The following is a 19435-nucleotide window of genomic DNA, read 5'->3' as shown; positions in this document are numbered from 1 at the left end:
GGGGTTTTTTGTTGTTTTGGGCCTTTTGTTAAACAAACCCAAACCCCCACACACGACCCACCTGCCCCACCAGGCCACCGCCGCCCTTGCCCGCCCCTGCGGTACAAGAAGGTGTGAAGGTCGAGTTTCCTCGGCTGAGCCGAGGGAAGGGGGCCTTCACGCGCAGCCGCTGTGACTACTGGGGCTGGTGATATTGCTGAGGCCGCTGGCGATCACGTAGTCCGTGAAGGCCTCCTTCCCTACCTTCAGGGTAGGCAAGGAGGCCTTCACGGAGCTCGCATTCGCTTACCCACTGGTGTGGAGCCGGTGCGGTCGGGTGGGGTCGTGACCGAGCACGAGCTTGATCAACGGAAGATCCGAGACGTTGAGTGTCCCGAATCTTCCGTTGATCAAGGGGGTGAGACCAGGCGACGATGCCTGCGGAACCACCCTCGTCCAGGTCAGGCCAAGCCCGCCGCGGTGAGCGCCGGGGCAAACTGGTCACGCGGCCGCGGGCTCCTCCGAGAACTGCGTCAGGTACAGCGACGCGTAGCGACCCTCCCGCGCCAGCAGCTCGTCGTGCGTCCCCCGCTCGACGATCTCCCCGTGTTCGACGACCAGGATCTGGTCCGCCGCCCGCACCGTCGACAGCCGGTGCGCGATCACCAGCGCGGTCCGCCCGTCCAGCGCGTCGGTCAAGGCCTCGCCGACGGCCGCCTCCGACTGCGAATCCAGATGCGCCGTCGCCTCGTCGAGGACGACGACCCGTGGCTGCGCCAGCAGGAGCCGGGCGATGGTCAGCCGCTGCCGTTCGCCACCGGAGAGCCGGTAGCCCCGCTCCCCCACCACGGTCTCCAGTCCGTCCGGCAGTTCCCGGATCAGTTCGGCCAGCCGTGCGCGCTCCAGCGCCGACCAGATCTCGGCGTCGGTGACACCTGGGCGGGCGTATTCGAGGTTCGCCCGGATCGTCTCGTGGAAGAGGTGCCCGTCCTGGGTCACCACCCCGACGGTTTCGCGCAGCGAGGCGAAACTCAGCTCACGAACGTCCACATCGGACAATCGGACCGAGCCGGCGTCGACGTCGTAGAGCCGCGGCAGCAGGGAGGCGATCGTCGACTTGCCCGCGCCGGAAGAACCCACCAGCGCCACCATCTGCCCGGGTTCGGCGCGGAAGCTGATGCCGTGCAACACTTCCTCGCCACCCCGGTGATCCAAAGTGGACACATCCTCCAGCGACGCCAGCGAATACCGGTCGGCCGCGGGGTAGCCGAACCGGACATCCGAGAACTCGACCGCGACCGGACCTTCCGGCAGTTCGCGCGGGGCGGGCTTCTCCTCAATCATCGGTTTCAGGTCGAGCACTTCGAAGACCCGCTCGAACGAAACCAGCGCGGTCATCACGTCCACCCGGACGTTCGCCAGCGCGGTCAGCGGCGAGTACAGCCTGGTCAGCAGCAACGCCAGTGCGACAACGGTGCCCGGCGCGAGCGCGCCGGTCAGCGCCAGGTAACCGCCCAGCCCGTAGACCAGTGCCTGCGCGAGCGCGGAGACGGTGGTCAGGCTGGTCAGGAACCAGCGCGTCAGCATCGCCGTCCGCACCCCGATGTCACGCACCCGCCCGGCCCGCGCGCCGAAGTCGCCCGTTTCCCGCTCCGGATCGCCGAAGAGCTTCACCAGTGTCGCGCCGGGCGCGGAGAACCGCTCGGTCATCTGCGTGGTCATCGAGGCGTTGAGCTGCCCGGCCTCTCGCTGCAGCGTGGCCATCCGCCTGCCGAGCCGCCGCGTCGGCAGGATGAACACCGGCAGCAGCACCAGCGCCAGCAGGGTGACCTGCCAGGACAGGGTCATCATGACCACCAGCGACAGGGCCAGCTGGATCACGTTGGTGACCAAACCGGACAGTGTCGCGGTGAACGTGCGCTGCGCGCCGATGACGTCGTTGTTGAGCCTGCTCACCAGCGCGCCGGTGCGGGTGCGGGTGAAGAACGCGATCGGCATCCGCTGCACGTGCCGGTACACCGCGACCCGCAGATCGAGGATGATCCCCTCGCCGATCCTCGACGACTGCGCCCGCTCCGCCAGTCCGAGCCCCGCGTCGACCAGCGCCAGCGCGGCGATCACCACGGCGAGCCACACCACCAGCGACACGTCGTGCCCGCCGACGATCGCGTCGACCACCTTCCCGGCCAGCACCGGCGTGCTCACCGCCAGCACCGCCGAGACGACGGTGAGCACCAGGAATATCAGCAACCTTCGCCAGTGTGGCCTGGCGAAGCGCGCTACGCGGCGGAGCGTCCCCTTGTGCAGCCCCTTCGGAACATCGGCCGACTTCATCGCCGAGTTCATCAGCGACCACGTGTTGTCCATGAGAACCTTCTCCTCGCCCCCAGTAAACCTCGACATTGGTCGAGATTTTTTCCGGATATAACCAGCACCAACACCGAAGGACACCGGATGCTTCCCGGTTTCCGCGTCCTCTTTCCGGCGGACACCGCCGCGTCGGTAGCCTGGGCCGGTGACCAAGGACCCAGACCGGCGACGACTGACCATCGACCTGGTCTTCTACACGGGCTGCCTCATCTTCGCCGCGGTGAACACCGCCGTCGCGGAATTCTACGGATATCGCGTGTGGGCGAACTTCGCCGTAGCAGGTTACGGACTCGCCGTGGTACACACCGGCTGGCTGATGGTCGCCGCCCGGCGCGGCACCCGGCCGTCCGGCGTACTCGGCTCGCGGTGGATCGGTATCGGCGCGATCGGCCTGTTCGCGATGATCCTTCCGTTGGGAATGCTCGTCATTCGCCGTCTGACCGGAGTGGACTGGCTCATCACGCCGAACTCGTGGGCGGCGCAGCCCGAGGTCTGGGTGATCGAACGGTCGGCGAAACTCCTGCTGGAGAACGGAACCCCGTACGTCGACGTGACCGCGCTCGGCCGGGCGGCGGAAGTAAACGATTACACCCCCTACGGTCCGGTGATGACGGTCTTCGGTCTGCCGCGCGCACTCTTCGGTGGCGGGCCGGTGGCCGACGCCCTCACCGACGCGCGCTGGATGTTCGCGCTGGCCGCCGTCGCGTGCGTGCTGGTGACGCTGCGACTGCTGAAATGGCCGAAAGTCCCGGTGAGCGCCGCGCAACTCGCGCTCGCCTGCCCGTTGACCGCGCTGACCTGGGCCGTCGCCGGACCGGATCTGGCCATCGTCGGCCTGCTCATCCTCTCGTTCGCGCTGGCCTCGACGGGCCGCGCGCTCGCGGCGGGTCTGGTGCTGGCACTGGTGATCAGCGCGAAACTCATCGTCGCGCCCGCGGCGGTCGTGGTGGGTGTCCTGCTGCTCACGCGGCGTGGTCCTCGCGCACTGGGCGGATTCGCCGCGGCACTCGTGGTGACGACACTGGTCCTGCACTTGCCGGTGTATCTGGTGGACCCGAAGGCGTTCGTCGAGCACGTCTTCCGGTTCCCGCTGGGAATGGGCGTGATCAAGTCACCGGCGGCGAGCCCGTTGCCCGGTCACCTCATCGCCTCACTCGGCCCCGTCGGTACGGCGTTTTCCTTCGCCTTGCTCGGGATCGCGGCCGTCGCCATCCTGATCTGGCTGGTGCGCCGTCCCCCCGCAACCGGTTCGGACGCGCTCTTGCGCACCGCCGTCGGGATCGGCGCGCTGATCCTGCTCACTCCGGCGACGAGGTACGGCTACCTGGTGTATCCGCTGGTCCTGCTCGGTGCCAGGCTGGCCTTCCTCGGCGGCGAATCCGACGAAACAGCGGTCCCGGAGAAGGGAACTGCGCCCCCCGCGCAGCAGTCCGCTACTTCTTCGTGACTACTTCTTCTTGACCCTGGTGGCACCGCCACGGCCACGCAGCTGGACGCCGGACTCCGAGAGGACCCGGTGCACGAACCCGTACGAGCGACCCGTGGACTCCGCGAGAGCGCGGATGCTCGAGCCCTTCTCGTATTTCTTCTTCAGGTCAGCGGCCAGCTTGTCACGCGTGTTGCCGGTGATCCGCGCGCCTTTCTTGAGATCAGCCACGTCGATCGCCTTCCCGCCGAGAGTGTTCTGGGCCACATAACGGCCCCTGTCGCCGCAATGATCGAACACTGAGCGCCGGAATGCCAGACGACGAGCGCAAAACTGCTGAAACCGCGATCACATTGGGCCATTTCAGTGGCCGGATGGCATCGATCAAGCACCCGAACGGACGCAGGCCTCACGCAAGCTGGACAAGTTCCAGATAATCGGCGGACCAATGGTCCTCGGTTCCGTCCGGCAGCAGGATCACGCGTTCCGGCTCCAGCGCCTCGACCGCGCCCGGGTCGTGCGTCACCAGGACGACGGCTCCGGCGAAACTGCGCAGCGCGTCCAGTACCTGGGCACGGCTGGCCGGGTCCAGGTTGTTCGTCGGCTCGTCGAGCAGCAAAACGTTGGCAGCGCTGGACACCAGACCGGCCAGGGCGAGCCTCGTCTTCTCGCCGCCGGAGAGCGTGCCGGCGGGCTGATCGAGTTGCTCACCGGTGAACAGGAACGACCCGAGGAGGTTACGCAACTCCTGTGCGCCCGTGCCCGGCGCGAGTCGCCGGATATTTTCCCACACGGACGCATCATGGTCGAGCGTTTCGTGTTCCTGTGCGTAATAGCCCAAACGCAATCCGTGACCCGGAATGGTCTCGCCGGTATCCGGAGTTTCCATTCCGCCGAGCAGCCGGAGCAAAGTCGTCTTTCCGGCACCGTTCAATCCGAGTACGACGACCTTCGAACCGCGATCGATGGCGAGGTCGACGCCGGTGAAGATCTCGAGCGAACCGTAGGACTTCGAGAGCCCCTCCGCGGTGAGCGGGGTCCGGCCGCACGGGGCGGGCTCCGGGAACTTGATCCGGGCGACCTTGTCGGCCTGGCGGGTCTCGTCGAGCGAGGCGAGCATCTGCTCGGCGCGGCGCGCCATGTTCTTGGCGGCCACCGCCTTCGTCGCCTTGGCACCGAGTTTCGCGGCCTGCTGCTGCAGCGCGGACGCCTTCTTCTCGGCGTTGGCGCGCTCGCGGCGGCGGCGCTTCTCGTCGGTGGCGCGCGCGTCGAGATAGCGCTGCCAGCCCATGTTGTACAGGTCGAGCTCGCCGCGGGTCGCGTCGAGGAACCACACCTTGTTGACCACGTCGGCGAGCAGTTCGACGTCGTGGCTGATCACCACGAGGCCGCCGTCGTGCTGCTTCAGGAACCCGCGCAGCCAGTTGATGGAGTCGGCGTCGAGGTGGTTGGTGGGCTCGTCGAGCAGCAGGATGGTCTCGGATTTGCCGCCGGCGCCCGCCTCGGCAGCGGCGAACAGGATCCGGGCCAGCTCCACGCGGCGGCGCTGACCACCGGAGAGCGTCTGCAGCGTCTGCTCCAGCACGCGGTCGGCGAGACCGAGGTTGGAGCAGATCCGTGCCGCTTCACTTTCGGCGGCGTAGCCACCGAGGGAGGCGAACCGCTCTTCGAGACGGCTGTAGCGGTTCACCGCCTTGTCGCGTTCCTTGTCGTCCGCCAGCTCCGACATCGCGGTCTGCGCCTTTTCCATGTTGCGCAGCAAGGCGTCGAGTCCGCGCGCGGAGAGCACGCGATCCTTCGCGGTGACGGACAGGTCGCCTTCGCGCGGATCCTGTGGCAGGTAGCCGAGCTCACCGCTGCGGCGGACCTCGCCCGCGTACGGCTCGCCCTCGCCGGCCAGCACCTTGAGCGAGGTGGTCTTGCCGGCGCCGTTGCGGCCGACCAGGCCGATCCGGTCACCCTGCTGGATGCGGACGTTGGTGTTGTCGAGCAGGATGCGCGAGCCAGCGCGCAGCTGCAGGCCAGAGGCCGTGATCACGGGAACTCCCGGTAAAAGGGGTGGATGAGCGGACAGCTTCGACTCGCCGGCCGACGGCCGGCGAGGAGCTACTCCAAGAGGATGTCCACGCGATCAGTGTACGGGCCGGGGTCGAGGGGTTTTATCGGACCGTGCCCGATGTCACGCGTCGTGCAGGGTGACCTGCACCGCGATGGCGCGTTCGGCGGCGGCGTCGAGCACCGCGCGCCGCGGTTCGGCGATGTCGAGGACACGCGGCTCCGCGCGGTCGAACAACGGCGCCAACCGCCGGTCCTCGCGCAGTGTTTCCAGTGCCCGGCCGTCACCTCCGAGCACGACGGCGTCCACTTCGGACAGTCGTGGCACGAGCACTTCGAACGCGTCCTCGGCGGCGGAGCGGAGCGCGGTGTGCGCCTGCCCTTCCCGGCGCCGGGCGAAACGCTGTTGCGACCAGCCGCCCGCCGCGGACCGGCCTTGGACGAGGTGCCGGTCGGTCCTGGACCGGACGATCACTCCCCCGCGCGCGATTCCGACGCTGTGCCCGCCGCGACGCACCAGCAGGAGCGCGATCGTTCGCGGGATCAGCGCGTGCTCGACGAGCGGGCCGACGGCGAGACCGGCCACGGTTCCTTCGGCGTTGAGGGGTCCGAAGGGGACGGTCGCGACGGCGACGACGCCGTTGTCCGCGGTGACCGTGACGGTGTCCGGCGTGATCTCCGTCGACCGGATGCCGTCATTGCGGGCGGCGAAGCGGGCGTACCAGCCTTCGAGGCGATCGGGGGCGACCTCGACCGCCCGGCCACCGCCTGCCACCTGCCGCTCCTTCGCCATGTGCTCACGGTACGTGCTTGCCCCAGCCTGGGGTCCGTGAAGGACTCCTTGAGGGACCCAGCGCGGATGTCTCATGCGCCTCGTCTGGGACGCTCAGCGTCTCAAGCGTGGCGCCCGCGACTCTAAGGCCCCCTTCGAGACACCTCGCGCCGCCCGGACGTCAGCCGTAGGTACACAAATGAAGGCCTCCTTGAGGGACCCAGAGTCCCTCAAGGAGGCCTTCACGGACTTCACTAAAGGAGCTAGACCGGCTTCACCGGGCCGCGGCCGACGGATTTGCCGACGCCCGCGGGCCGCTCAGCCGCACTGGCCTGAACGAAACCGTTGATGTGCAAGGAAACCGAGCGGACCGAACCGGTGTCACCACCGGCGACGTCCATCGCGGTGAACGTCCAGGTGCCGTCGGCGGCCGCACCGGAGATCAGGCCACCGACGGCCTGCAGCGGCCGGTGGGTCCCGGTGAACGGGGCATTCGACGCCGTCACCGAACTGAACGGCGTGGCCGCGTTGTCGGCGAAGACGACCTGGCACAGGTTGTTCCCCGAAGCGCCGTTGCGCTGGAACAGCGTCGCCTTCGCGCCCGAGGGCGAGGTCAGCGTGCCGACCAGGTCACCGACGTAGGAGTGGTTGATACCCACCGTCTCCGACTTGTCGTCGGTGCTGCACGTGGTCCCGTCCACCGAGAACGTCACCTTCGAAGCGCGCCCGACACCGCTCACCGCGATCGGCACGGTCACGCCGGTCGGGTCGCTGTCCGGGATCGTCACCGCGGGTCCGGCGTAGGCGAAGTTCCGCGCCACCGGCGACGGAGTGCCGACCGGCAGCGAGAACGTCGACGTGGTCGGCGAGAACGAACCCGCGAAGGTCACCCGTGCGTTCAGCACCACCGGCACCCCGAGTTCCTGCGTGGCGGGGACGGTGATGGTGAAGTCGTTGACCCCGGTCTGCCCGGGGCTGATCGTGCCGTACGACTTCGACCGCGGCGCCACCGTGACACCCGGGGTCGGGCTGGTGAGCACCACGCTGGTCGACGTCGCGGTGCCGTCACCGGTGTTGGTCACCGGCAAGGTCACCTTGGCGGTGTCACCGGGGTCGAGCGCGGAACCACCGTCGGCCGGGGTGACCGTCGGCCGGCCCGCGGTCGCGAGCGGCTGCGGGCTGGCGCCGGTGTAGGCGAGGACCTTGTCGGCGAGGATGACGCCCGCGCCGCTGGAGTTGTCGCGGCCCGGGGTCAGGATGTCGACGGCGGTGTTGACGAGCGCCTCGCGCACCTCGGCCGGGGGCAGCCCCGGGTTGCCCGAGAGCACCAGGCCCGCGATCGCGGCGGCGTGCGGCGCGGCGGCCGACGTGCCGTAGAACGTGGTGAAGCCGGAGACGCTGGTGGAGACGCCGTCGGCCGCGGTGATATCCGGTTTCGCGCGGACCTCACCACCGGTTCCGGACACGTTCCCCGGGGTGATCGGCGTGCCGTCGGCCTGGTAGAACATCCGCCGCGGACCGTCCGAAGTGAACCGTTCGACCTTGGTGGTCGCGCCGAAGGCACCGGGGAACGGGCCCGCCGGGTTGGCCGGGTCGCCCGGTTCGAGCGCTCGCGGGAACGCCTTGGCCGCCGGGGCCGCCGCGACGCTGAACGCGGCCCGCGCGGCCGAGTGCCCGACGGTCACGCCGGGGCTGGTGTAGGCCTTGAGACCGTCGGCCGAATCGGAGAACCGGCCGCGCAACGCGGAAAGCGACAGGTAGCGGCCTTCACCGGAGAACTTGACGATGGCCAGCCGCAACCCGGTGCCACCGGCCGAGGGCGTGTCCACGCGCTCGTACGGGTCCTGGGTACCGGTCTGGTTGTCCTGGCTGAAGTCCACGACGTTGCCCGCCGCGTTCAGCAGATACAGGTCGTAGTCGTTGTTCGAGGCACCCAGCGGATCCGACCAGAACAGCGTGACCGGCACGCGCGCCGAGGAGGCGTTCGAGATCGGCTCGAAGATCTGGTTGCCCGCGGCACCGGCGAAGTTGTGCGCGGTACCGGCGTACTTGCCGACGCTCTTGCCGGAATCGACGAAGTCGCCTTCCCAGTGGCCCGACGTGCCGTCGGCGACGTTGCCCTCGTTACCGGCCGAGGAGAAGTAGAGCGCGCCGTCCGCGGTCACGTCGTTCACGGCCTGGGCGATGATCCAGTCCTGGAACGGCGATTCCTTGAAGTACAGGACGTCGTCGACGATGACGTCGCAGCCCGCGTCGAACCGCAGTTTGCGGATGTTGTCGGCGAAACTGGCGTCGGAGTTGAACGCGCTGGCGAAACCGAGCGACGCGTTCGGCGCGACATCGTGGATGATCTCGAGCATCGCGGTGCCCTCGTCGCCGTCACCCTCCTGGCCGGGGATGACGTCGACGCTCGCCGGGAGCTCGCCCCGTGCTTGCGAAACCGCGAGCGAGTTGACGCCGTCGGACAACGCGCAGATCTTGGTGCCGACGCCGGTGACGCCGAACTGCTGGCGCGCGGTGTCGGCGTTGTGCGCGCGGTCGCCCTCGCTGGTGACCGGCCCGGCGGCGACGCCGACCTGCCCCTTGGCCTCGATGGCCTTCTTCAGCTCGCCCTCGATCCGGGCGGCCTTCTCTTCCTTGCTTTCCCGCTTCGCCTGCTGCCCGGCAGGCTCGGCGAGCTGACGGGCGGTGAACGCCTCGTTGGCGGTTTCGACCTTCTTGACGTCGGCACGGCCGGCGATCGCGGGGACCGCGTTCAGCGGGACCTCGGCGCGGACGCTGCCGTAGCGGGCCGAGACCGCGCGAATCCCCGCACCGGATTCACGCAGGCTCTTGAGGAGTTCGTCCGAGACCTGGCCACGGATGTCCACGAGTACGGTGCCGGCCGCGGAGACATTCGCCCCAGACCCCAGTGCGGGAACCGCGGAGGCCGACATCCGCTGCGCGCGGAGTTTCTGTTCGACGAGCAGTCGGCTGTCCACTTTGGACTCACCGGCGTTCTGGTTCTTCTTGATCGACTGCAGGGCCTCGATCTGCCGGACGGTGTTCTCCGAGAACGCGTCCGGGGACTGCCCGGTTTCCGCCGCCGCGACCGGCGGGCCGACCAGGCCGAGCGCGGTGACGAGGGCCGCGGTGCCCGCGGTCAGGATCGTTCTTCTTCTCCTGCTAGAACGGGTTGGACGCACATGCGCCTCCGATTCCTAGGCGCGTGCCCCGACTCACGCTGACCGACGCCGGCGATCACCGGCTGGATCAAGCTAAGTACCGGGCGTGCACTGGCGGCAGGAGCCGTTCGAGTGACTTCGGAAAGGCGTTCAGCGTAATGCGCCGAGAAGATTCACAACACGAACGAGTCCGACCAAGGCTGCGAAGCGCGACCGGACAAGCCGTCCAACAGCGTCACCGCCTGCTTGTCGGTCAGCGACGCCACGAAATCGACCACCGCGCGCCCGCGCGCCAGCCCGCGTACGGCGTCCGCCCCGGTGACCGGTTCCCCGGTCGCCCCGATGAGCAGCTCCGGCGACGTCCGCGCGAGCGCGGAGAACTCCGACTGCGCCAGCTCCACCAGATCGTGCAGCCGTCGCGGCAGCCGGTAGAACTCGTCGCGGTCGAGCAGCCACGCGTCGAGGGCGTCGACCAGCGTGGTCACCAGGCTGGCCTGTCCGCGTTGGTGCAGCGCCAGTTCGGGACGCAGCAGCACGAACCGGCGGTGCACGAACTTGAGCACCTGCACCTCGTGCCACTGCGCGGGCCGCAGCGTGAGATGCCCTGTCCGGGTCGAGGGCGAAGGCACCACCTGCACACCGTCGACGAGCCGTGCGGTCCATTTCGCGGAGAAGGCGGCGGTGGCCTGCTCGGCCTCGATGGAACCGTCGAATCCGGTGGCGAGCAGACCGTCGACGAGTTCGGCGCGGACACGGGCGACGGCGCTGGTGAAGGCGTCGTCATCGACGATCCAGCCGTCCTTGGCGTGCATCCGGCGGCGCAGCCGTTCCAGCGAACGGCCGGGCAGCCGCCGTTCGGCGGTCAGTGTCGCGTCGTCCAGCCCGGCGAGGTCGAGCGCGTGGTCGACCCAGCCGGTGAACTCGGCGGCGACCGGCGCGTGCTGCAGTACCCCGATCCGGTGGAAGTCCTGCAGGTCGTGGATGGCGTAGGCGATGTCGTCCGCGGTGTCCATCACGGACGCTTCGACGGTCTGCTGCCAGGGTTCGATCCGGCCGTCGAACGGCGCCCGTGCATGGGCGAAGTCGTCGAGTTCGGTGCTGTAGGCGGAGAACTTGCTCGCGCCGGTGCCGGGAGCGTCGGCGGGTTCGGCCGCACCGCGCGGCTGGACCGCCATCGACGTCGGATGCGGGTCGGGCACGTGCAGCCTGGCCCACGGGTACTTCAGCACCGCGGCGCGTACGGCCGTGGTGAGGTCGAGCCCGGAAGCGGACGGCCCGCGCACGTCGGTCGTGGTGATGATGCGGAACGACTGCGCGTTGCCCTCGAACCCGTCGGCGAGGCCGAACCGGTGCCGGGCGATGCGGTCCAGGGTCTGCTCCCCCAGATGACCGAACGGCGGATGCCCCAGATCGTGCGCGAGCGCGGCCGCCTCGGCGACGTCCGGGTCGCAGCCGCCCAGTTTCGCGGCGAGCTCGGCGGAGTCGCTGGTGGAGTTGATCCGCTCGGCGATCGCGCGGGCGACCTGCGCAACCTTGAGACTGTGCGTGAGCCGGTTGTGCAGCAGCCCGGCGCCCCCGGCGCTGACCACCTGGGTCACCCCGCCGAGCCGCGCGAAGAACGGTGACGCCGCGATGCGGTCCCTGTCGATCCGGAACGGGCTCGTGGCGAGATCGCTGAACCCGGCGCTCGCGCTCTCTGGTTCACGCCGCCACGTCCGTGGATCCGTCTGTTCCATGCGTCACACCGTATCCGTCGCGGCGTCATGATGAGATGCCCAGGTGGCGGACGTGGTGATCGCGGGCGGCGGCCCGGCGGGGCGCGCGCTGGCGCGTGCCTGCGCGCGACGTGGCCTGGCGACGGTCCTGATCGACCCCGCGCCGGAGAGGCGCTGGCGGGCGACCTACGGGCTGTGGGCCGACGAACTGCCATCACTGCCCGAGAGCGTCGTCGCCTGCGCGCCTTCGACCACGCTCGCCTTCGGCACCGGGCCGCACGTCCTCGAACGCCGGTACCTCGTGCTGGACAACGCCGGCCTGCGTACGTGGCTGACCGGCGGCTACGACGTCGTCCGGGGGACGGTGTCCGGTGTGGACCACGGCCGGCAGGGCTCGTCGGTGCGGCTGGAGGACGGCCGGGTCCTCGCGGCCGGCTTGTACTTCGACGCCTCCGGCGCCCGGCCCCGGGGAAACCGGTACGAACAGACGGCGTTCGGCGTCGTACTGCCCGCCGAGGAAGCCCTACGGCTGGTGGACAGCCCCGGCACGGCCGTGTTCATGGACTGGCGGGAGACCGAGTCCGGTTTCCTGTACGTGCTGCCGCTCGGCGACGGCACCGTCCTGGTCGAGGAGACCTCACTGGCCCGCAAACCCGGCCTGCCGCTGGAGCTCCTGTCGGCGCGGCTGCGGACCCGCCTGGCGGCCGTCGGGCTGGCCTCACGCGGGCGCGAGGAACGCGTCCGGATCGTGCTCGACGCGCCGGCGCCCCGGCGCGGCCGGACGGTGCCGTTCGGCGCCGCCGGCGGGCTGGTGCATCCGGCGACCGGGTACAGCGTCGCGACCTCGGTGCGGCTCGCGGATCCGGTCGCCGACGCCGTCGCCCGTGCGTGGGAGCGAGGCCCGGCCGAGGCCGCGTCGGCCGCCCACCGGATGCTCTGGCCGTCCTCCGCCCGAACCGTCCACAGGCTGCGGTCGCACGGCCTGCGCAGCCTGTGCGGGATGCCGTCCGAGCTGCTCCCGGAGTTCTTCGAGCTGTTCTTCTCACTCCCCGTCGGGCTTCAGCGAGCGTTCACGTCGGGTCGCGAAGACCTGCCAGGTACCGCCGAAGCGATGACGGCACTTTTCCGGATGGCGCCGTGGTCAGTGAGAAAACACCTGATCGGGTGGCATGGGCCCCTAGGACTGCTCCGTTCTAGGTAACCCGGGTGCCTTCCCGATGAACATCAGTCGACACGTGTTTCGTTTCGGACCATCACCAGCGAACATGCGATTGTGACGTTGCAGATCGCGGTCCGCTTCGCTTACCAGCCGTTGTACAGCCTGCACACCGGTGGCGTCGTCGCGTTCGAAGCACTGGCGCGGCCGGGACGCGGCACCGCGCACGAACTGCTCGCCGACGCGCGGCGCAGCGGCAAGCTGGCCGAGGTCGACATCGGCCTGGCGGCCGAAGCCGTGCGCCAGCAGAAAGACCCGCAGAACACCCTTCCCCTGCATCTGAACCTGTCCGCCAGGACGGTGGCCGCGCCGCCGCCGGAGTTCGACCCGCTCACCGACGCGCTCAGCCTGGCTGGCCGCCGGACCAGGGACGTCGTGCTGGAGATCGGCCCGCCGTTCTCCCTGGTCCCGGCCGATCAGCTGCTCACCGGGATGCGGCGGCTCACCGACCTCGGCTTCCGGCTGGCGCTCGACGGCCTCGGCCGCGGCGACCTCCCGCTCACACTGCTCGCCTCCGCGCCGATCGACCTGGTGAAACTGGACCGCACCGTGCTCCGGGGCCTGCCGCACGATCCGGCCGCCGTCGCGGTGGTCGAAGCGGTGCTGCACTTCGCGTCGCGCACCGACAACCGGCTGGTCGCGACCGGGCTCGAAACCACCGAGCAGCTGGAGTCCGCGCGGAAACTCGGCGTGCGCATCGCGCAGGGCAACCTGCTCGCGCCGCCGGATGGCAACCACGCGCCGCTGCCCGCCCCGGACGCGCCGGGCCCGTTCATCCCCGGAACCGCCCGCGCCCGCCGCGTCGGCGACTTCCTGCGGCCCGCCACCACCCTGCCGGAGGACGCCACCTGCGATGACGTGCGCGAGGTGCTGGCCGCGGCCGACGGGCCGAGCGGCGTCGTCGGCATCGACGAACGGCACCGTCCACAGTGGTCGGTCGACCGGACGCGGTTCCTGGTCTCGGTGACCGGCATGTACGGCCACGCCCTGCACGCCAAGCGGCCGGCCTCGCGGCTCGCCGACGCGCCGCACACCATCCACGTGGACGCGAGCGCGCTCGAATTCCTCGAACTGGTCACCGACGCGGACTGGAGCCGCACCGGCGACGACGTCGTGGTGGTCGACGATCGCGGCCGCTGCCTCGGCGTGGTGCTGGTGACCGAAGTCGTCCGCGGGGTGGCGGAGGCGAAGGTCGAGGAGGCCGTGTCGCTGAGCCCGCTGACCCGGCTGCCCGGCAGTGACGCCGTCGCCAGGGACGTCGACCGCCGGATCAACGCGCGGGAGCCGTTCGTCGCGGCCTGGCTGGACGTCGACTCGTTCAAGACGGTGAACGACACCGCCGGGTTCGCCGCGGGCGACGACCTGATCCGCACCCTCGGCCGGACGCTCACCGATCTGGAGTCCCGGCTGCGGCGGATGCGCGTCAGCCATGTCGGCGGGGACGACTTCCTGATCGCCTGCGACGTCGACGAGATCGGCACGGTCGCCGCCGCGCTGCTGGACACGCCGTGGTCGGCCGACGAGATGCCGGTGACGGTGTCGCTCGCGACGCTGGTGTGCGGTAACGGCGCGATCAGGTCCTATAAGGACGCTTCCCGGCTGCTGGCGCCGTTGAAGAAGCGCGCCAAGGAGGTGCCCGGGTCCAGCTGGGTGCTCGGCCGCCCGGGTTCGGACCGCGTGGAGGTCCTGCGCGGGATCACGACCCGGGGCCTGCCCTCCCCACGCGCCGCCGCGGGCTTCTGACCCTCCCGCGTTTCGTCCTCTGAATGCGGTGATTGAGAATGGCTTGCGCGCCCCGGCTCGCGTCCGCTGGGGGATGCAGGCCGCGACTCACGGGTACCTGATGGCCCCCTTCCTTGCGCCTAGGTACAGGAAGGGGTCCTTCATGTACTGGGGAAGCGCGTGAAGGACTCCTTGAGGGACTCTGAGTCCCTCAAGGAGTCCTTCACGGCCTGGCCGCTACCGGGCTCGCCCGCCGTAGGCACCTTGAGGGTAAGTAAGGGGGCCTTCACGGCACCGAGCCGATCACGCCAGATTTGCTTACCTCTCAACAGTTCGCGCGTTCAGAGGGCGAAACGCGTGGGATCAGAGGTCGTAGGCGGCCAGGTAGCCGGAGAAGCGTTCGTCGACCTCGCCTGTGGTGAGGCCGAAATCCGCGAGGTCGTACCGGTGCATGGGTTTCCTTTCCCCGGTACGGCTTTCGGCGTGCAAGGTGGTCATCGCGTCCCGAGCCTCCGCCGACAACGGCAGCCCGAAATGCTTGTAGACCCCCTCGACCGTCCCGATCGGATCGGCGACGAAATCCTCGTACCGGACATCACAGAACCGCGCCGGGTCGTGCCGCGTCCGCGCTTCGAGCGCCCTTTCCGCGCCCCGCGCCCACAGATCCAGCTGGCTACGACCGATCACCTCGCCCCGGAAGACGTCGGACCAGCCCTCCGACGCCTGCTCGTTCAGGCTGCAGACCGACGCGATGATCGTGCTGGGCGCTCGATGCGTCTGCACGATCAGCGCGTCCGGGTACACCTCCAGCAGCGCGTCGAGCGCGAACAGATGGCTCGGGTTCTTGAGCACCCAGCGGCGCCCGGCGTCGGGCAGCCCGATCAGCCGCAGGTTGCGCCGGTGCCTGCGGTAGGCGTCGGTCCAGCTCTGCCCGTCCAGCCAGCGCGAGTACGACGGCACGTGCGCGAGGCATTCGTAGGACACCGATTTCAGCGACTGCCTCAGCAGCTGCCAGCATTCCTCGACCTGATCGGCCGACATGTGGTGCAGGCCCATGAACTCGGGATGCTCGACGTGGTGCCGTTCGTAACCCGCCTGGATCCCTTGGAACACCGGGTTTTCCGCCCAGGTCTCGCGCGGCGGTCTCGGCTGCGGCACCTCGGTCAGCCAGACCTCGAGGCCTTGGTGCGCCGGATTCTCGGTGAGCAACCGGTGCAGCGCCGTGGTCCCGGTGCGCGGCAGGCCGGTGACGAAGATCGGCCGTTCGATGGGGACCTCGGCGTACTCGGGGTTCTGCTTCCACGAGGCTTCACTCAACGACCTCGCCACCAGGGCGCCACGCAGGAACGCGCGCTGGACCTTGTTGCCGTACGGGGTCAGCCCCGCCTCACCGGCGTAGGAATCCAGCAGGACCCGCAGCCCTTCGAGATGGTCGTCGCCACCGAAGTCGTCGAGCCCGGTGAGCTTCGCCGCCGACGCGTGCAGATCCTCGACGGTGCCGACGTTTTCCCGTCCTGGCAGCATGTTCTCCCCTTCAGTGATGGTATTCGCCGGCGTTGACGTCGAGGCATTGACCGGTGACGCACCGGGCCAGCGACGAGGCCAGGAACACGACGGTGTCGGCGATCTCGTCCGGCTCCGGCAGGCGGCGCAGATCGATCGTCTCCGCCGTCTCGGCGTACACCTGCTCCGGCGATACGCCACGTTCCTTGGCCAGATAAGCGAAATACCATTTGAGCGAGTCCGCCCAGATGTACCCGGGTGCCACGGAATTGACCCGGATCCCCCGCGGGCCGAGTTCCGAGGCGAGACTTTGCGCGAGGGCGAGCAGGCTCGACTTCGCCATCTTGTACGCGCCGAAGGTCCGCCGCGAATGCCGCAGCACGGCCGAATTGATCATCACCACCGAACCGTCGCCCTCTTCGAGCGCGGGGGTGAACAGTCGCGTGAGCCGGAGCGCGGCGAGCACGTTGGTCTCGAAGCCCGCGCGCACGGCGGCGAGGTCGACGTCGGCGAGGTCCATGATCGGCGGGATGGCGAAAGCGTTGTTCACCAACGTGTCCACCCGGCCGAAAGCCGTCAACGCGGTCTCGGTGAGGTTCGCGGCCGAAGCGTCGTCGGTGATGTCGGTGGGCACGGTGACCGCGCGACGGCCGAGCGCGTCGACCTCCTTCGCGACCTCGGCGAGCCGTGATTCGGTGCGGGCGGCGAGAACGACGTCGGCACCCGCCGAGGCACAGCGCACGGCGATGGACCGGCCGAGTCCCGGTCCGACGCCGGAGACCACGACCACCTTGTCCCGCAGGAGATCGGTCATCCCAGCATCCTCGCCGCGACGGCGGCCTGGCGGTCCGCGATCCGCTTTGCCCATTCCTCTTGGCTCACGCGCGCCTCGTCGTGGAACGGCAGCCGGTCGGCGAGTTCACCGAACTTCACCACCTCGACTTCGGGACCGTCGGCGGCGTCGAGCGCGCGGGAGAGCCGCTGCCAGCGGATCTGGACGTACCCGCGGTCGTGCCCGGTGCGTTCGAGCCAGTTGGCCAGGCCGGGATCGCGTTCGCTGATCACGAACCGGATCTTGCCGTCCGGGTCGACCCGCGCCTGGTCGGCGGTGAGGCTGGTCTGGTGATTGATGTAGTCCAGCGAGAGGTACCAGATGCTGCCGAGCTGGATGCCCTGGTACGGCGCGTCCGAACGCGGCACGGTGACGATCATGACCTCCTCGTCGCCGAGTTCGTAATGCCCGGCCGACGAGTACTGCGTGGTCAGGCCGCCCGGCGTCGGCCGCGGTTCGGTCATCGTATTCACCGGCAGGTTCAGGTAGAACCACTTCGGGAAGGCGAGGAAGGTCCGCAGCCTGCTCAGCAGGATCTTGCCGGTGACGCCGTAGCGTTTGGCCAGCACATCGCGCGTGAGTGGCGCGGGGGCACCACCCGCGGTGTCGGCGCACTGGATCTGGATGGTGCCGCGGCGCTCGGTGGCCCAGTCGCTGTAGACCTCGCGCACCACGAGCATCGACGAGCCGGGGCCGAGGACGAAATAGTTGGGGCCGGGATCGGATTTCGCCGGTCCGAAGCGGAGTTCGAACGAACCGTCCTCGGCGATCTCGATCTCGCGGTCGTCGAAGGCCGCGAGGCTGTCCGGCACCTCGACGGGTGAGTAGTCACCGTTGAGGACCTGGAAACTGACGTCGGCCGTGCTCCCCCGCGTCCCGGTGACGACGTACTCGCGGTCCTCTCGGATGTTCGCGTTGAAGTACAGCGTGTCCGGGTTGTCCAGGCCCATTTTCGTGTACGGGCCGGTGGACTGGGTGAAGTACGGATAGTCGCGTTCGTAGGCCCACGCCATCTGCAGGGACGCGCGGATGCTGCCGGCGAGGTAGTCGTACCCCTCGACGAGATCCTGTTCGGTCCGGATGTGCGGCGCCTCGGCGATGACCTTCTCGGCTTCGACGATCGCGTCGGCGAACGGTTGAGTGAGCACCGGCGACTCCTCATACTGGTACAAATGCGTACCGACTTGGTACGTTCTTCGCAGGATCAGACTAGAACGTGTTCTAAGGATGGGTCAATGACCGTGACTCGGCGCTCTCCGCCGACCGAGCGGGTCGTGCGGCTGCTCAACTTCTTCGCCGCCCGCCCCGGGCAGCGCTTCGGCCTTTCGGAACTCGCCCGTGAACTCGAGCTGGCCAAACCGACCTGCCTGGGCATCGTGACCGAACTGACCGCGGGCGGCTACCTGGTCCGGGACCCGCGGCCGGTCACGTACCGGCTCGGGCCGGCGATGATCGCCGCGGGCCGCGTCGCGGGCGAAGGCTTCGGCGCGAGCGAGGTCGCGCGAAGGCATCTGGAGGACCTCAGCAAGCGCTACGGCGCCACCTGCACCGCGTCGGCCGTGGTCGGCGACCGGATCTTGATGCTGCAGAGCGCCGGGCCAGGGCGGGTCAAACTCGGCGAGACGTACCCGTTCGCGCCGCCGGTCGGCCTGATGTACGTGCTGTGGGATTCCGACGCGGCGTTCGACGCCTGGCTCGCCAAACCCCCGGCCGTGCCGGTGCGGCTGGACGAAGCGCACCTGCGTCGCGTCGTCGCCGAATGCCGCGAACACGGCTACCTGGTGGAGAGCCTTACCGCGGCCGGGCGACGGCTCTACTCGCTGATGGCGGGCGTCGGCGCGGAGGAACTGCCGCCGGAAGTGCGCGGCCTGGTGGGGGAACTCGTGTCGAGCCTCGGCGAGCGCGTCTACCTCGGCGCGGACCTGGAACCGCGCCGCAAACACGCGGTGAGCTTGCTCGCCGCGCCGACCTTCGACGCCGCCGGACGGCAAGAACTGGTGCTCACGCTGTCGGTCGGCGAGCCGATCACCGGCGCGGAGATCGCCCGGCGGGGCGCGGCGCTGGTCGCCACCGCCGATGCCGTGACCGCCGAATCCGGTGGCCGCCGCCCCCGCGTTCAGTGAGAAGTAAGGCAAATATGGCGTGCCGAAGTTGAGGTGGTCGCGGACTCGTCAAAGACGACCCTGCGACCGCCCACAAGAGACACTTTCGGAGCACATGCGCCCGATTTAGTTACTTTGCACGGTTCTTCGAGGGGTCGCGAGTGCCGAGTGGCGTTCTATCGAGGGGCAAGGCGAACATGGCGTGCCCCGGCGTAGGACTGGGCTGACTGACGGAAGCCGGACCGCGTCCCAGTGTCCACAAGGGACACTTTTCTGAAGGAGACGGTCCGACTTGGGTGGTTTGCGCGGTTTGGACGGGGGTCGTGAGTGGCAATGAGGGGTTACTAGTCAGGCGGTTGCGGGGTTGGTTGGTAGCCAGGGGTTCCCGGTGATGGCGTCGCGGAGTGCGGTGAGGACGTTGAGGCCGTTTTTGCGGGCGGTGGAGATGTAGGAGCGGACGGTGAGCCAGGCGGTGGCGCCGTGGTGGGTGCGCCATCCGCCGGAGATCTTGAGTTGGGTTTTGGTCATGCGGATGTCGCGTTCGGCCTGGTTGTTGGTGAAAGGAACAGTCAGGTCGAA

General features: G+C 69.1%; 14 protein-coding genes. 4 read left to right on the top strand and 10 right to left on the bottom strand.

Annotated features, from left to right (window positions below; all coding sequences use genetic code 11):
* Positions 1–480 precede the first annotated feature (480 nt).
* Positions 481–2346, bottom strand: coding sequence for an ABC transporter ATP-binding protein (locus tag ACZ5ZX_RS28060; RefSeq protein WP_465504962.1), 1866 nt, complete (start codon positions 2344–2346; stop codon positions 481–483).
* Between the two features lie 148 nt (positions 2347–2494).
* Here ACZ5ZX_RS28060 and ACZ5ZX_RS28055 point away from each other — a divergent pair, with 148 nt between their 5' ends.
* Complete coding sequence (locus ACZ5ZX_RS28055) at positions 2495–3796, top strand: glycosyltransferase 87 family protein (RefSeq protein ID WP_465504961.1); 1302 nt, start codon at positions 2495–2497, stop codon at positions 3794–3796.
* Here the strand turns inward: ACZ5ZX_RS28055 and ACZ5ZX_RS28050 are convergent, their stop codons facing one another.
* From ACZ5ZX_RS28050 to ACZ5ZX_RS28030, 5 genes are all read right to left on the bottom strand, one after another.
* On the bottom strand, positions 3797–4006 hold the full coding sequence (locus ACZ5ZX_RS28050; RefSeq protein ID WP_003071237.1) for a helix-turn-helix domain-containing protein: 210 nt from the start codon (positions 4004–4006) through the stop codon (positions 3797–3799).
* Positions 4007–4184: 178 nt separating this feature from the next.
* Positions 4185–5813, bottom strand: coding sequence for an ABC-F family ATP-binding cassette domain-containing protein (locus tag ACZ5ZX_RS28045; protein ID WP_465504960.1), 1629 nt, complete (start codon positions 5811–5813; stop codon positions 4185–4187).
* Positions 5814–5954: 141 nt separating this feature from the next.
* Positions 5955–6623, bottom strand: coding sequence for an acVLRF1 family peptidyl-tRNA hydrolase (locus ACZ5ZX_RS28040; protein ID WP_465504959.1), 669 nt, complete (start codon positions 6621–6623; stop codon positions 5955–5957).
* Between the two features lie 242 nt (positions 6624–6865).
* Positions 6866–9751, bottom strand: coding sequence for a S8 family serine peptidase (locus ACZ5ZX_RS28035; protein ID WP_465505162.1), 2886 nt, complete (start codon positions 9749–9751; stop codon positions 6866–6868).
* Positions 9752–9939: 188 nt separating this feature from the next.
* A complete protein-coding gene (locus ACZ5ZX_RS28030) occupies positions 9940–11502 on the bottom strand; it encodes a deoxyguanosinetriphosphate triphosphohydrolase family protein (protein ID WP_465504958.1) in 1563 nt (520 codons plus the stop codon).
* 43 nt (positions 11503–11545) lie between these two features.
* Between ACZ5ZX_RS28030 and ACZ5ZX_RS28025 the strand changes: the two genes are divergently transcribed.
* Together ACZ5ZX_RS28025 and ACZ5ZX_RS28020 are read left to right on the top strand one after the other, a co-directional pair.
* The gene (locus ACZ5ZX_RS28025; RefSeq protein WP_465504957.1) at positions 11546–12682 is read left to right on the top strand and encodes a lycopene cyclase family protein; all 1137 of its coding nucleotides are present in this window, start codon (positions 11546–11548) and stop codon (positions 12680–12682) included.
* Positions 12683–12754: 72 nt separating this feature from the next.
* Positions 12755–14440, top strand: coding sequence for an EAL domain-containing protein (locus ACZ5ZX_RS28020; protein ID WP_465504956.1), 1686 nt, complete (start codon positions 12755–12757; stop codon positions 14438–14440).
* Positions 14441–14782: 342 nt separating this feature from the next.
* Here ACZ5ZX_RS28020 and ACZ5ZX_RS28015 read toward each other — a convergent pair whose 3' ends face one another.
* From ACZ5ZX_RS28015 to ACZ5ZX_RS28005, 3 genes are read right to left on the bottom strand one after another with little or no spacing between them, the layout of a single operon-like run.
* A complete protein-coding gene (locus ACZ5ZX_RS28015; protein ID WP_465504955.1) occupies positions 14783–15943 on the bottom strand; it encodes a sulfotransferase family protein in 1161 nt (386 codons plus the stop codon).
* A 10-nt stretch (positions 15944–15953) separates the two neighbouring features.
* Positions 15954–16736, bottom strand: coding sequence for an SDR family oxidoreductase (locus tag ACZ5ZX_RS28010; protein WP_465504954.1), 783 nt, complete (start codon positions 16734–16736; stop codon positions 15954–15956).
* Positions 16733–17902: a hypothetical protein gene (locus ACZ5ZX_RS28005; RefSeq protein WP_465504953.1), complete on the bottom strand. Its 1170-nt coding sequence runs from the start codon at positions 17900–17902 to the stop codon at positions 16733–16735. The genes ACZ5ZX_RS28010 and ACZ5ZX_RS28005 overlap by 4 nt, the downstream gene beginning before the upstream one ends.
* Before the next feature lie 93 nt (positions 17903–17995).
* On the opposite strand from ACZ5ZX_RS28005, the gene ACZ5ZX_RS28000 reads away from it, so the two are divergent.
* Positions 17996–18877, top strand: coding sequence for a helix-turn-helix domain-containing protein (locus ACZ5ZX_RS28000; protein WP_465505161.1), 882 nt, complete (start codon positions 17996–17998; stop codon positions 18875–18877).
* A 327-nt stretch (positions 18878–19204) separates the two neighbouring features.
* Here ACZ5ZX_RS28000 and ACZ5ZX_RS27995 read toward each other — a convergent pair.
* Positions 19205–19435 (bottom strand): IS66 family transposase (locus tag ACZ5ZX_RS27995; protein ID WP_465504952.1); only part of this gene is annotated, 231 nt, incomplete at its 5' end.

The sequence above is a fragment of the Amycolatopsis sp. NPDC033938 genome (assembly GCF_055575975.1).
The sequence above is the reverse complement of the archived record's forward strand: the minus strand, read 5'-3'. Positions and strand labels throughout refer to the sequence as shown.

Coding starts and splice junctions, on each gene's coding strand:
- ACZ5ZX_RS28010 (WP_465504954.1), bottom strand. CDS start 16,736: ATGACCGATCTCCTGCGGGACAAGGTGGTCGTGGTCTCCGGCGTCGGA.
- ACZ5ZX_RS28015 (WP_465504955.1), bottom strand. CDS start 15,943: ATGCTGCCAGGACGGGAAAACGTCGGCACCGTCGAGGATCTGCACGCG.
- ACZ5ZX_RS28060 (WP_465504962.1), bottom strand. CDS start 2,346: ATGGACAACACGTGGTCGCTGATGAACTCGGCGATGAAGTCGGCCGAT.
- ACZ5ZX_RS28040 (WP_465504959.1), bottom strand. CDS start 6,623: ATGGCGAAGGAGCGGCAGGTGGCAGGCGGTGGCCGGGCGGTCGAGGTC.
- ACZ5ZX_RS28030 (WP_465504958.1), bottom strand. CDS start 11,502: ATGGAACAGACGGATCCACGGACGTGGCGGCGTGAACCAGAGAGCGCG.